The organism is Gayadomonas joobiniege G7 (genome assembly GCF_000300815.1).
Lineage (GTDB): Bacteria > Pseudomonadota > Gammaproteobacteria > Enterobacterales > Alteromonadaceae > Catenovulum > Catenovulum joobiniege.
In genome coordinates this window covers 413,917-428,061 of record NZ_AMRX01000007.1, presented here as the reverse complement: position 1 = coordinate 428,061, position 14,145 = coordinate 413,917, and the positions used below count along the sequence as shown (strand labels likewise).

The 14,145-nt window shown below is 41.5% G+C and carries 13 protein-coding genes and 2 tRNA genes; all 15 read left to right on the top strand.

Annotated elements, in window-relative coordinates:
- Positions 1–55: 55 nt before the first annotated feature.
- The 15 genes from tpiA to C727_RS0114040 all read left to right on the top strand — a co-directional run bounded on the left by tpiA (position 56) and on the right by C727_RS0114040 (position 14,123).
- Positions 56–811: a triose-phosphate isomerase gene (gene tpiA / locus C727_RS0114110; RefSeq protein WP_017446293.1), complete on the top strand. Its 756-nt coding sequence runs from the start codon at positions 56–58 to the stop codon at positions 809–811.
- Positions 812–820: 9 nt separating this feature from the next.
- Positions 821–1,165 carry a preprotein translocase subunit SecG gene (secG, locus tag C727_RS0114105; RefSeq protein ID WP_017446292.1) on the top strand — a complete coding sequence of 115 codons (345 nt, stop codon included), beginning with the start codon at positions 821–823 and terminating at the stop codon, positions 1,163–1,165.
- Between the two features lie 10 nt (positions 1,166–1,175).
- Positions 1,176–1,261 (top strand) — tRNA-Leu (locus tag C727_RS0114100).
- A gap of 64 nt (positions 1,262–1,325) precedes the next feature.
- Positions 1,326–1,402, top strand: a tRNA-Met gene (locus C727_RS0114095).
- Between the two features lie 80 nt (positions 1,403–1,482).
- On the top strand, positions 1,483–1,938 hold the full coding sequence (rimP, locus tag C727_RS0114090; RefSeq protein ID WP_017446291.1) for a ribosome maturation factor RimP: 456 nt from the start codon (positions 1,483–1,485) through the stop codon (positions 1,936–1,938).
- A 24-nt stretch (positions 1,939–1,962) separates the two neighbouring features.
- The gene (gene nusA / locus C727_RS0114085) at positions 1,963–3,471 is read left to right on the top strand and encodes a transcription termination factor NusA (RefSeq protein WP_017446290.1); all 1,509 of its coding nucleotides are present in this window, start codon (positions 1,963–1,965) and stop codon (positions 3,469–3,471) included.
- A gap of 20 nt (positions 3,472–3,491) precedes the next feature.
- A complete protein-coding gene (gene infB / locus C727_RS0114080) occupies positions 3,492–6,206 on the top strand; it encodes a translation initiation factor IF-2 (protein ID WP_017446289.1) in 2,715 nt (904 codons plus the stop codon).
- Positions 6,207–6,272: 66 nt separating this feature from the next.
- The gene (gene rbfA / locus C727_RS0114075) at positions 6,273–6,674 is read left to right on the top strand and encodes a 30S ribosome-binding factor RbfA (RefSeq protein WP_017446288.1); all 402 of its coding nucleotides are present in this window, start codon (positions 6,273–6,275) and stop codon (positions 6,672–6,674) included.
- The gene (gene truB / locus C727_RS0114070; RefSeq protein WP_017446287.1) at positions 6,658–7,569 is read left to right on the top strand and encodes a tRNA pseudouridine(55) synthase TruB; all 912 of its coding nucleotides are present in this window, start codon (positions 6,658–6,660) and stop codon (positions 7,567–7,569) included. The genes rbfA and truB overlap by 17 nt, the downstream gene beginning before the upstream one ends.
- A gap of 92 nt (positions 7,570–7,661) precedes the next feature.
- Positions 7,662–7,931 (top strand): 30S ribosomal protein S15, encoded by a 270-nt coding sequence (rpsO, locus tag C727_RS0114065; protein WP_017446286.1) that lies wholly within the window; start codon positions 7,662–7,664, stop codon positions 7,929–7,931.
- Between the two features lie 146 nt (positions 7,932–8,077).
- Positions 8,078–10,186 (top strand): polyribonucleotide nucleotidyltransferase, encoded by a 2,109-nt coding sequence (gene pnp, locus C727_RS0114060; RefSeq protein WP_017446285.1) that lies wholly within the window; start codon positions 8,078–8,080, stop codon positions 10,184–10,186.
- Between the two features lie 119 nt (positions 10,187–10,305).
- Complete coding sequence (gene nlpI / locus C727_RS0114055; protein ID WP_017446284.1) at positions 10,306–11,199, top strand: lipoprotein NlpI; 894 nt, start codon at positions 10,306–10,308, stop codon at positions 11,197–11,199.
- Entirely contained in the window at positions 11,157–12,521 is a 1,365-nt protein-coding gene (locus tag C727_RS0114050) for a YfgM family protein (RefSeq protein ID WP_155949267.1), read from the top strand. The genes nlpI and C727_RS0114050 overlap by 43 nt, the downstream gene beginning before the upstream one ends.
- 54 nt (positions 12,522–12,575) lie before the next feature.
- Entirely contained in the window at positions 12,576–12,899 is a 324-nt protein-coding gene (locus C727_RS19145; RefSeq protein WP_017446282.1) for a ComEA family DNA-binding protein, read from the top strand.
- 159 nt (positions 12,900–13,058) lie between these two features.
- Positions 13,059–14,123 carry a hypothetical protein gene (locus C727_RS0114040; protein WP_017446281.1) on the top strand — a complete coding sequence of 355 codons (1,065 nt, stop codon included), beginning with the start codon at positions 13,059–13,061 and terminating at the stop codon, positions 14,121–14,123.
- Positions 14,124–14,145 lie beyond the last annotated feature (22 nt).

Here is a 14,145-nt window from a genome sequence, read left to right as displayed (position 1 = left end):
TGTATCCTGAAAGCAGGGTAGTTACAATCCTGCCCGCTTTCTGATGGAGTACTAGATGAAACGTAAGCCTATTGTTGCAGCAAATTGGAAAATGAACGGTAACCGGGCACTGGTAGACAAAGTATTAGAAAGCATCCGAATCACGGGCGTTGATAAAAACGTTCAGGTTATGTTAGCCCCTCCAGCGACTTTATTAAGTTACCTTGCTGAACAGGTCAAAGACCTTAAGCTTGATGTAGCCGTCGCCGCTCAAAACGTAAATGAAATGGAAAAGGGTGCGCTAACCGGTGAAATTTCGGTTGCTCAGGTCAAAGAAGCCGGAGCACAATGGGTGATTTGCGGTCACTCGGAACGTCGTTCTATTTTTGCTGAGCGCTCAAAAAAAACCGCAGAAAAGTTTGTGAAAGTACATCAGGCAGGATTAACACCTGTTTTATGTGTTGGAGAGTCAGTTAAAGAGTATAAAAACGGCAAAACGTTTTCTCGTTTAACTTCTCAAATAGAAGCTGTTTTCCATCGTGGTGGTGAAGCAGCGCTTAAAAATAGTGTGATTGCATACGAACCAGTATGGGCTGTTGGAACTGGTAAAGCCGCCAGACCCGAACAAGCTGAAGAAATTTTATTATTTATTCGCAATCTGGTAAGTAGTATTTGCCCAGAGGTTGCAGCAAGTATACGCATTATTTATGGCGGTAGTATTACTCCGAATAATGCAGCAGATTTATTTTCTCAATCAAATATTGACGGTGGTTTGATTGGTGGTGCGGGATTAGAACCCGAAAAGTTTATTAAAATATGTCAAATGGCATAGGTGGATTAAATGTTTGAAGTTTTATTGGTTGCATATATTATTGTTTCTGTCGCGTTGATTGGATTTATTCTAATTCAGCAAGGCAAAGGCGCAGATATGGGTGCTTCATTTGGCTCAGGCTCTTCTGGTACTGTATTTGGCTCGTCAGGTGCCGGTAATTTTTTAACAAAAACCACGTCTATATTAGCGACTATATTTTTTGTTTTATGTTTGTTTTTAGGTAGTATGTCGGCCCGTCAAAATAGTGCTGAAGATGAGTGGACTGAATTAGAGACTAATACCAGCGAACAGAAAGCCGTTATTAATGAAGAAATTCCTAGCTCGGAACAACCAGCTCAGGATATTCCAGAATAATCATTCTTTAGCCGTGGTGGTGGAATTGGTAGACACGCCATCTTGAGGGGGTGGTGAGCTAAGCTCGTGCGGGTTCAAGTCCCGCCCACGGCACCAACTTTAAACAAGTGTTAGAAGGTTTGAATTTATCGTTTCAGATCACTATAATGCTTGCCATTAACGCGGGGTGGAGCAGTCTGGTAGCTCGTCGGGCTCATAACCCGAAGGTCGTTGGTTCAAATCCAGCCCCCGCAACCAACCGGTTTATATAGTTAGAAAAAGCCCCGGTCATCAATCGGGGCTTTTTATTTTGTATTACAGAAAAGGCAGAGGTCAGTTTGTCTAAACGAGATTTACAGCTAGAAAGCATAATAGAAGATGCCGTTGCAGCCACAGGGTTTGATCTTTGGGGTGTTGAACTCATTAGAGCAGGCAAACACTCTACGTTGCGCGTTTATATTGACTCAGAAAATGGCGTAAATGTTGATGATTGTGCGTTAGTCAGCCGACAGGTTGGGGCCGTCTTGGATGTGGAAGACCCTATCACGGGTGAATACAATTTAGAAGTATCCTCTCCCGGCATGGACCGTATCTTATTTAAAGAATCCCAATATGAAGCTCACATTGGGGCAATACTTAATGTAAAAACCCGGATGCCAGTTGACGGTCGACGAAAGTTTAAAGGATCTTTGTCTGGTTTAGAAGGGGGAGCAATTGTGCTCCAGGTAGACAGAGATGAGTACATCATTCCGATAAAAAATATTGATAAGGCACAGGTCGTTCCACAATTTTAGGGACCAGACAAGCGAGGCTGAATAATGAACAAAGAGATCTTGTTAGTAGCGGAAGCGGTTTCCAACGAAAAAGCGGTTCCTCGTGAAAAAATATTTCAAGCGTTGGAGTCGGCGATTGCGATTGCAACTAAGAAAAAATATGAAGGCGAAATTGATGTTCGAGTGAGCATAGATCGCAAAACGGGTGATTTTATTACTTTTAGACGATGGAAGATCGTTGAAGATAGTGGTGAAGGTTTAGAACATCCATTTTCAGAAATCGGTTTAGAAGCAGCTCAATACGAAAACCCAGAACTTGGTTTAGGCGATTTTGTAGAAGAAGAGATCGAGTCTATTCAGTTTGACCGTATAACAACACAAACGGCAAAACAAGTCATAGTGCAGAAAGTACGTGAAGCTGAACGCGCTCAGATCATTGAAGAGTATGAAGATAAGCTGGGTGAGTTAGTCACTGGCGTCGTTAAAAAATCAAGCCGTGAAGGCATTATCATTGATTTAGGGAATAACGCAGAAGCCATAGTGCGTCGTGATGAATTATTACCGCGTGAAACATTCCGTCCAGGTGACAGAATTAGAGCTTTATTATACGAAATCAAACCAGAAGCACGTGGCCCTCAGCTATTTATGAGCCGCACACATCCAGATATGCTTATCGAGTTGTTTCGAGTAGAAGTACCAGAAATTGGTGAAGAGATGCTGGAAATACGCTCCGCGGCACGTGATCCGGGTTCGCGTGCCAAAATTTCGGTTAAGACGAATGATAAACGTTTAGACCCAGTCGGTGCTTGTGTAGGTATGCGTGGTTCGCGTGTGCAAGCAGTTTCTGGAGAGTTAGATGGCGAGCGTATTGATATCGTATTGTTTGATGACAATCCGGCTCAATATGTCATCAATGCAATGGCACCCGCCGATGTTGCATCTATTATTGTTGATGAAGACAGTAAAACAATGGACATCGCGGTTGAAGCCGATAATCTTGCACAAGCAATTGGCCGTAGCGGTCAAAACGTGCGTTTAGCCAGCCAGTTAACGGGCTGGGAACTAAACGTGATGACAGTAGAAGATATGAATAAGAAGCATCAGGCAGAAAACGATAAGCTGATGACTTTATTTACAGAAGGTCTTGATATAGATGAAGACTTTGCAACCACACTTGTCGAAGAAGGCTTTTCAAGCCTAGAAGAAGTCGCTTACGTTCCAGTGAATGAATTACTGGAAATCGACGGATTTGATGAGGACATAGTAGAAGAGCTTCGTACTCGAGCTAAAGCGGCTTTAACGACCATGGCGCTAGCGAATGAAGAGTCTCTGGATAATTCTGAGCCGGCAGAAGATTTATTAAATCTGCCTGGTTTAGAACGTCACCTGGCCTATGTATTAGCCAGCAAGGGGATTTGCACGCTCGAAGATTTAGCTGAACAGGGCGTTGATGATTTATCTGACATTGAAGGTCTGGATGAAAAGAGCGCAGGTCAACTTATAATGCAAGCCCGCAACATATGTTGGTTCGGTGGCGAAAACGAAGCTGAATAAAACGGCGGAGGTAGAACTGAATGTCAGATGTATCCATTGATAAACTCGCAGAGAGTGTCAATACAACGGTTGATAAACTTATCAAGCAATTTGCTCAGGCCGGTATTAGCAAAACGCATGGAAGTCAGGTCACAGAAGATGAAAAAACTAAGTTGTTAAACTTTTTAAGTAAACAGCATGGTTCTAAAGACTCTACAACACAGCCTAGTCGAATGACTTTGCAGCGCAAGAAAAAGAGCACTTTAAATGTAGGCTCAGGCAGCAAAGGAAAAGCGGTTCAGGTTGAAGTGCGTAAAAAACGTACTTATGTTAAAGCCAGTGAGCTGGAGCAAAACAAAGCAGAAGAGCAAGCTAAACGTGAAGCTGAAGAACAAGCCCAGCGTGAAGCAGAAGAGCAGGCTAAACGTGAAGCTGAAGAAAAAGCTAAACGTGAAGCTGAAGAGCGAGCTAAACGTGAAGCTGAAGAAAAAGCTAAACGCGAAGCTGAAGAAAAAGCTAAACGTGAAGCGCAAGCTAAACAAACAGCACCTTCTTCGGCCTCGACAGGTAAAGCTGCTACAGCAGATAAAGCTAAACCTGAAGCCAAAAAAGCAAAACATGTAGAAACTGAAGAAGAAAGAATTTTGCGCGAGAAAAAAGAAGCAGAAGAACAGCGAAAAGCTGAACAAGAAGCAAAACGTATCGCTGAAGAAGCAAAACGTTTGGCTGAAGAAAACGCTGAGCGTTGGGCTGCTGAAGAAGCTCGCCGTAAAGAAGAAGAGAAAAAAGAAGTACATAGCCACTCTTCTCGTTACGCTCAAGAAGCTGAGGCTGAAGCGGATCGCCGTGAAGAAAAAGGTTCACGACGTCGTAAGAAGAAAACCTCTAAAAAAGATGAAGAAGCACAGGCGCAGGCGAGCAGTCGTGCACCTAAAGGTAAGCGCAAGAAAATTTTCACACCTAAGAGCATGCAACATGGTTTCCAAAAACCAGTTACACCAACTCAGCATGAAGTGAAAATTGGTGAAACTATTACCGTTGCCGAATTAGCATCAAAAATGGCGATAAAAGCGACCGAAGTCATCAAAGCTATGATGAAAATGGGTGCTATGGTTACGATCAACCAAGTGATCGACCAAGAAACCGCACTCTTAGTGGTCGAAGAAATGGGCCACAAAGGGGTGGCTGTTTCTGAAAATGCGATGGAAGAAGATTTGTTGGCTAACCGAGGTGAGCAGTCTGGAATTAAACGTCGTCCGCCGGTGGTTACTGTAATGGGGCACGTTGACCATGGTAAAACGTCATTATTAGATTATATTCGTCGAGCTAAAGTAGCGTCTGGTGAAGCTGGTGGTATTACCCAGCATATAGGTGCTTATCATGTAGAAACCGAACAAGGCATGGTTAGCTTCTTAGATACTCCAGGCCACGCAGCTTTTACTTCAATGCGTGCACGTGGTGCTAAAGCAACTGATATTGTTGTTCTTGTAGTTGCGGCCGATGATGGTGTTATGCCACAAACTGTTGAGGCGATTCAACACGCCAAAGCAGCAGAAGTGCCTTTGGTTGTCGCAGTCAACAAGATCGATAAAGAAGAAGCTGATCCAGATAGAGTCAAAAATGAACTTTCTCAGCATGACGTTATCCCAGAAGATTGGGGCGGTGATGTGCAGTTTTGTCATGTTTCGGCTAAATCAGGTCAGGGTATCGACGATTTATTAGAAGCTATCTTGTTACAGTCCGAAATTTTAGATTTAGATACTGTTCATGAAGGGTTAGCTTCAGGTGTTGTTATCGAATCCAAGTTAGATAAAGGACGTGGTCCAGTTGCAAGTATCTTGGTGCAATCCGGTAAACTGAAAAAAGGTGATATCATCTTATGTGGTTTAGAGTACGGTCGTATTCGAGCAATGAAAGATGAAAACGGTCAAGATATCGAAGAAGCAGGTCCTTCGATCCCTGTTGAGATTTTAGGTTTATCTGGTGTGCCGTCAGCCGGTGACGAAGCGACCGCAGTTCAGGATGAGCGCAAAGCACGTGAAGTATCGCTCAAACGTCAAGGTAAATTCCGAGAAGTTAAATTAGCACGCCAGCAAAAAGCTAAATTAGAAAACATGTTTTCTAATATGGAAGAAGGCGATGTTAAAGAGCTTAATATTGTTGTCAAATCTGACGTACAAGGCTCGTTGGAAGCGATTTCTGACTCATTATTAAAACTATCTAACGATGAAGTTAAAGTTAAGATTGTTGGTAGTGGCGTTGGTGGTATCACCGAAACGGATGCCAGCTTAGCGGCAGCGTCTTCTGCGATTATTCTCGGTTTTAACGTGCGTGCTGATGCGACCGCCCGTAAGACCATTGAAAATGAGAGTATTGAACTTAGATATTATAGTGTTATCTATGATTTGATTGATGAAGTTAAGCGCGCTATGAGCGGTATGCTTGACCCTGAATTCAAACAAGAAATCATTGGCTTGGCAGAAGTCCGTGATGTCTTTAAGTCGCCAAAAATTGGTGCCATTGCAGGTTGTATGGTAACCGAGGGTACAGTTAAACGGAATAATCCTATCCGTGTATTACGTGATAACATAGTTATCTACGAAGGTGAATTAGAGTCGTTACGTCGCTTTAAAGACGACGTTGCTGAAGTCCGCAATGGCACTGAGTGTGGTATTGGGGTTAAAAACTATAACGATGTTAAAGTTGGCGACGTAATCGAAGTATTTGAAGTGGTTGAAGTAAAACGTCAGCTTTAATCTCTAGAGTTATAAATTGAAATTTAAAAGGGGCATTCAAGCCCCTTTTTTGTCAGGTAAATATATATGTCAAAAGAATTTTCGCGAGCAGAACGAGTTGCTCAACAGATTCAAAAAGAAGTTGCTCTAATTATTCAGCGAGAGCTGAAAGATCCACGCATTGGCATGGTTACAATTTCTGAAGTTGAAGTTTCGCGTGATTTGTCGTTTGCTAAAGTTTTTGTTTCTGCACTTTTGCAGGACGAAGATAAAGCAGCTGAAAGCGTTAAACAACTAAATAAATTGGCGCCTATGGTGCGTTCTTTGCTCGCCAAACAAATGCGTAAAATGCGGATAGTACCTAATCTTAAATTCGTTTTGGATAACAGTTTAAGTGAGGGCATTCGAATGTCAGAGTTGGTCGATAAAGTGATCGCTGAAGATAATAAAAAGGCCGCAGGAAATAAAAACGATGACAGCGAAGACTAAACCTGTTTATCGCCCACTCAATGGAATTTTTTTATTAGACAAAGGACTTGGTGCTAGCTCAAATAGGGTATTGCAGCGGGTAAGGTATTTATTCGAAGCAAAAAAAGCAGGTCACACAGGTGCGTTAGATCCGCTTGCTTCTGGTTTATTGCCAATTTGTTTTGGTGAAGCGACAAAATTTAGCCAGTTTTTTTTAGACGCGGATAAAACGTATCAGGTCACAGCACGTTTAGGGCAGAGAACCGATACATCTGACGCAGAAGGAGAATTGGTTAGTGAAAAGCCGGTCACTCAATCAAACGCTGAAGTGATAGATGCGCTAATGTCTTTTGTTGGTCGGCAAAAACAAATGCCATCAATATTTTCGGCGTTAAAATATCAGGGCAAACCTCTTTATTATTATGCACGAAAAGGCATAGAGGTGCCGCGTCCAGTGCGTGATATCCAAGTATACTCAATTGAGATAGACACGCTGGAATTGCCAGATGTCAGTTTTACTATCCGAGTATCTAAAGGGACTTATATCAGAACCATAGTGGATGACTTGGGTGAAATGTTGGGCTGTGGTGCGCACGTCCACCGCTTAAGACGGAGTCAAGTCGCTGGTTTTGAGGATATGCCTATGTATCCGATTGAAGCAATTGAAAGCTTGTCGATGGCTGAAAAAGAAGTGCTGTTATTACCAATTGATGCTGGGTTATCACATATAAACAAATGTTTATTATCTCCGGAGCAGGCCACTAAATTCAGGCAAGGTCAAAGGATCCGTGTTATGGATACTGCTAGTGGTTTATATCGTATCTATTCAGAGCAGCAATTGCTTGGTATTGCTGAACTGAATGAGCAGGGTGTGTTACATCCTAAGCGGTTACTCAACACCAGTGATTTAGGTTAACTTGACTTATTTTTGCATCAGGTTATAATCCGCGCTCACTTTTATTAGGCAAGCTGGATTAGTGATCGGTTTGCCCGAATTTGGAGATTATTATGTCACTAACAAACGCAGAAAAAGCACAAATTGTTGCAGATTACGCAGTTAAAGAAGGCGATACAGGTTCACCTGAAGTTCAGGTTGCTTTATTAACGCATCGTATTAATAAATTACAAGGCCACTTTTCTGACCATAAAAAAGATCACCATTCACGTCGTGGTCTGATCCGTATGGTTAACTCTCGTCGTAGCCTGTTAGATTATCTTAAGCGTAAAGATTCAGAGCGCTATGCTTCTTTGATCAGCCGTTTAGGTTTACGTCGCTAAGCATCAAATTTTTTCGTAAAAGGGCCGATAGGCCCTTTTTTTTTGCCTTTATTTGCTCTATCTGTACTTATTTGCTGAATAGTTACGTATAATCGACGACGAAATTGAAAAAATACTGAATTAAGTAAGAACAAAGGAAAATTATTGTGACACCTATTACTAAATCATTTGACTTTGGTCAGCACAAAGTTACGCTGGAAACTGGCGTAATTGCTCGTCAGGCCAGCGCCGCTGTTATGGCAAGTATGGACGACACCAGTGTTCTGGTGAGCGTAGTTGCCAAAAATGATGAAGATCCAAGCAGAGACTTTTTTCCTCTGACTGTTAACTATATTGAAAAAACTTATGCTGCCGGTAAAATCCCAGGCGGCTTTTTTAAGCGCGAAGCAAAACCTTCAGAAGGTGAAACTCTAACGGCACGTTTAATTGACCGTCCGATCCGTCCTCTGTTCCCAAAAGACTACACTAACGAAGTCCAAGTTGTTATTACTGTTATGTCGGCAAACCCTGAAATTGCCCCTGACATTATTTCAATGATAGGTGTATCTGCTGCACTATCTATTGCTGGTATCCCATTCCAGGGGCCAATTGGGGCTGCACGTGTTGGTTATAAAAATGGCCAGTATATGCTCAACCCGTTAACCAGTGAAATGGCAGAGTCTGAGTTAGATTTAGTGGTGGCTGGTACTCAAAATGCGGTATTAATGGTTGAATCAGAAGCACAGATTTTATCTGAAGATACTATGTTGGGTGCTGTTGTTTATGGTCATGAACAAATGCAATCAGTGATCAGTAGCATTAATGAGTTTGTGGCTGACGTGAACCCAGCGGTTTCAACTTGGAAAGCACCAGAAAAAGACGTAGCGTTAGAAGAAAAAGTCGCCGCGTTAGCGACTGAAGGTTTTACAAACGCTTATCAAATTGCAGATAAAGTAGCGCGTAAAGATGCGGTTACCGACGTTAAAGAAAAAGTGTTGGCTCAGTTAGTTGCCGAAAATGAAGAAATTGATCAACAGTTGGTTAGTGAAATCTTAGGCTCGGTTGAGAAAAAAGTGGTTCGTTCACGTATCATTGCCGGTGAGCCGCGAATTGATGGCCGTGACCCTAGCATGGTGCGTGCACTAGACGTTCGCACGGGTATTTTACCTCGCACGCACGGCTCTGCGTTATTTACTCGTGGTGAAACTCAAGCAATTGTCGTGGCGACTTTAGGCACAGAGCGTGATGCACAAACCATTGATGATTTAACTGGCGATAAAACGGATAGATTTTTATTCCATTACAACTTCCCTCCATACTGTGTTGGTGAAACTGGCATGGTAGGGGCACCAAAGCGTCGTGAAATTGGTCACGGTCGTTTAGCTAAACGTGGTGTTGCCGCAGTGATGCCTTCGTTAGCTGAATTCCCATATACAGTGCGTGTGGTATCTGAAATCACTGAATCTAATGGTTCAAGCTCGATGGCTTCTGTGTGCGGTTCTTCATTAGCATTGATGGATGCAGGTGTGCCAATTAAAGCCTCTGTTGCTGGTATCGCTATGGGTCTTGTAAAAGAAGGCGACAACTTTGTTGTATTATCAGATATCTTAGGTGACGAAGACCATTTAGGTGATATGGACTTTAAAGTAGCGGGCACTACAACAGGTATTACCGCATTACAAATGGACATCAAAATTGAAGGTATCACGCAAGAGATCATGCAGATCGCGTTAAACCAAGCTAAAGCGGCTCGTTTACACATTCTTGATGTGATGGATGATGCGATTGGTGGTCACAGAGAAGAAGTGTCTGAATTTGCGCCTCGTATTTATACCATTAAGATCAATCAAGATAAAATTCGTGATGTTATCGGTAAAGGTGGTGCAACTATCCGTCAATTAACCGAAGAAACTGAAACCACGATTGAAATTGAAGACGATGGTACTGTTAAAATTGCTGCAACAGGTAAAGATAAAGCCGATGCAGCAATTGCGCGCATTAAAGCATTAACGGCTGAAGTAGAAGTGGGTGCGGTATACCCTGGTAAAGTGACTCGAATCGTTGACTTTGGTGCTTTTGTTGAAATTTTACCTGGCAAAGAAGGTCTGGTGCATATTTCACAAATTGCTGAAGAGCGTGTAAACAACGTTTCTGATTATTTAAAAGAAGGCCAGCAAGCCGATGTTAAAGTACTTGAAATAGACCGCCAAGGTCGAGTTCGTTTAAGTATGAAAGCACTGCTTGAGAAAAAAGAAAAGCCTGTTGAAGAATCTTAATTTTTTTTAAGTGACGTTTTAAATGTAAAAAGAGAGGTTTATCCTCTCTTTTTTGTTTTAATACCCCCTGCAATCTGGCACACTCAAGGTAACATATAACAGGAGTTTTCTTTTTATCTATGTCTGTGTATTTTATCCGTATTGCCGTTCTAGTCACATGTTGTTTTGCAGCAGGTTGTGCTACTCAAAATAATACCCAGGTGCCGCTTGGCAGCGAATTATTGACTTACCACGATAGTGGCAAAAAGCAGCTAGCCATTAAAAGGATCTCGGATCTGTTAACGCGTAGCGAACTTAAAAACGAGCAAAAAGCCGAATTGCATTATCACAAAGCTGCTTTGTTAGATGAATTAGGATTAACGCATCTGGCTTATTTTGATTTAATGCAAGCCGTAGAGTTAAAACCTGATTATGCCAATGCATATAATATGTTAGGCATTTATTTTTTACGTCAAGAAGAATTTGGTCGAGCCTATGAGGCATTTGATTCAGTTTTAGAGTTAAAACCAGAACATCAATTTGCCTATTTAAACAGAGCTATTGCTTTATATTATGGGGAGCGTGCTGGGTTAGCGATTAAAGATTTTGAGACCTTTTATCAGCAAGATCAGACAGACCCCTATCGTATGCTTTGGTGGTATTTTGCCGAGATGAAAACATCACCCGAAGAAGCTCTGCCAAGATTAAAACAAAGGTTAGCAAAAGCAGAAAAAAATAGCTGGGGGCGGATGGTCGCGAGCATATATACTGGCGAAAAAACAGTGGTGGATATATTGCAGGCTGCACGTATTAAGGATCCAGCAATCTACCGTGAGCGTTTATGCGAAGCATATTTTTATATTGCTAAATGGTATCAACTACAAGGCAAACAAGCCTTAGCGGCCCATTATTTTGTGCAAGCAATTAATACTCATGTTTATTTATTTGTTGAGTTTAGATATGCCGCCAACGAGCTCAACCGCATGCATTTATGGCCAAAAGAAGATCTCTTAGCCGCTACAGCAAAGGATTAATTTTTACCTTAATCCTGGTGACTGGCTGGCTTTTTTATCATAAATGGCAGTATCAAAGTGCCCTAGAAAAACTCATTGCTAATGCATATAGTCACCAGAGATTAGTCATTAACCAGCCTTTAGTGCAACAAATGCGTCGCTATAAAAAGGCTTGGTTGGTAGATTTAAACCAGCAGATAGACTGGCACAAAGTGTCTAAAGTTGAAGCACCTCAAGAGGTGTTAGTGGTTTTTGCAAAGCAGAAGGTGACTATCGCCAACATTGCTTTAGTTGAGCGCTTTATACAGCAGAAAAAATTCAAGCAAGCCTCATTATGGTTAGCACAATTACCGCAAGATAGTTTTAGTCGGTTAGTTTTTCAGGCTCAAATTTATCAACAATCTGGGCAAATTCAACAAGCCAATGCAAGCTATCAGGCTGCGCTCGCACTCGCGCAATCCGAGCCAAACAGTGCAAATGATATTTACTACACGAGCCTGGTAGAGTTTTTTGTGAATACAGGATCAACGCCGCCTGCAATCTTAAGGCAAGTTTTTCAATTACCGCTCTCTGGCTCGGCAAATACCATAAAAAGGGTCTATCAAGCGCACTATATATCTGATCAAAAAACATTCAATCAAATACTTAACAACATTGAAGCCAGTTGCGAGCTGCCTGTTATTATTATCGCGAATACGTATCGCCGCATTATAAAGTTACAGCAAACATTTGTGGCCGCTCATGATCACCCAATGTTTAAAAAAATGTGTCTCGCACACTTTTTTTGGCTGCCTGATCCTTTATTAAAAGACAGATTAAAAAATGCCGATCCTAAATTTTATTGGATAACTGAAAAAAACATCAGTCGCGCCTATGCTCGCCAGCAAAAAATAATATTGTCACCTGATAGCGATAAGAATGTTTTGCAACATGAAATGGCCCATTGGCTGGGCTTTGAAGACGAATATCGCTTACGGTCGGCTTTAAGCCAGCAGCGCTGCGCATTAAAAGAAGGGCAGTGGTTGAAGGTGATGGGACACAATATTATTTTAATTAATAAGTTCTATCGAAGTCATAATAAAGCCCATTTGATCGATGAATTAATTAAAAAGGTTCCGTGGATAGAGCAGATCGAGTCGTTGCAACCTTGGCTGAAAGAGGATGAGTCTGGTTTTTATTTATCACCCGGCTCATTGAATTCACCTGGTTTTTTTATTGCAGAGACGTGCCAAAATCATACCGATTTAGTCACATTAAAACCTTTGCAGAATAAAACTTTTATGCTGAATCATGAGTTTAAGATACCTGTGTTCTATACTCAGTTAGCTGGAAATGAGAAGTAAGTAGTTCGGTTTGGATTCCAGAACTTTTTATTTTGAATTAAAGGAGCGCTTACAATGACTTATTTGATAAAACCCGTTTATTATAAAATATTTTTACTCATTTTAGCTTGTTCGTTGAATGCATTTTTGCCATCTGCAATGGCGGCCGAAAAGGCCCTCGATAATCCGCAAATAGAGCAACAGGAAAAGCTAAACTTAAAACAAGCGACAGTGAAAGAACTCAGTAAAATCAAAGGTATAGGTAAACGGCGAGCTGAGGCCATTCTGCAGTATGTTAAAGCCCACCCTGAAATGACTTCTGTTGATGAATTAAAGGCAATCAAAGGTGTCGGGAAACAAACTTTAGCTCGAATTAAAGATAAATTTGTTATCAAATGATCTTTAGGCATTGAAGTCGGGTAGATTAAGAGTAAAATGGAAGCTAATTGAGACTTATGGCACAGACGCCAAATTTTTGTCTTGAAAAAAGAACTAATCTGTTTTTTAATCTGCCTGACTGATTTATTTATTTCCGACTTAATACAAGGAAGCTGAAATATGAAACTAACATTCAAACACACAGCCGCAATGATTTCTGTGGCACTTACAGCGGGATTATCTGGTTGTAACTTTATCGGTGACAGTGATCCAGTTTTTACTGAGCCTGCTGCTAAGGTACAAGCATCTGGTCAAGCAACTAAGTATCCACTTGAAGGCGCTAACGTATATGCATGTATTGTTAAGTCAGGTTGTACAACCGCGTCTGAAAATACAATTACTGCATCAAATGGGTTTTTAGGTCAAAGCATCACAGAAGGCCCAGATGGTTCTTTTGAAATTGAGCTTAACTCAGAAGCGCAAGGCAAAAATGTTGTTTTCCGTATTCTGGCCAATGCAAGTACAGTAGTACCAGACGGCCAATGTGATACCAGTGATGGTGATTGTGGTCAGGATTTAACTGGTTTAGAGCTAAAAACGATTGCTCATGTAGAGCCTGTGTCTGAAGGTGAAGTGCCTACTTTATCTGGTGTTCAAGCAACGGTTTTATCAACATTAGCCGTTGATATTTTAGAAGCCGATGAATCATTTGATGAAGATACCAGCACAGCTGATTTAGAAACTAAAGCTAAAGCCGCAAGTAAAGGTGTTGCTAAAATGTTAGGTGTAGACGCTAACTTAAACGCCAGCACTGAAAACTTCTTCAAGTTAGCATTGCCAGCAGCAACTTCTAGCAATTTATCTGGCGCAAATGAAAATGTTAAAAACCTATCTATGGTTAACGCATCATTTGCTAAGCTAACAACTACTAATTCTGCAACCATGGGTGCCGCGATTAAAGAAGTGGCAACAACGATTAAAAACGCTGTTTCTAACCCTTCAAGCGTTGATACAACAACTGTTGCTACGATTAAACAATTAGCTACTGTTGTTAAAAATGAAACAACAGCCAATGCTTCAACAACAGGTGTAACAGCACCTACCACTAAAGAACCTGATGATGTGACTGAAGATTCTATTGAAGAAATTGCTGAAGAAACACAAGATGAAGTAACTGGTGGTGGTAACGGTGGTACTGGCGGTACTGGTGGTACTGGCGGTAGCACTGGTGGTAGCAACGGCTAATCATCAAAGTTAACTATTAAAA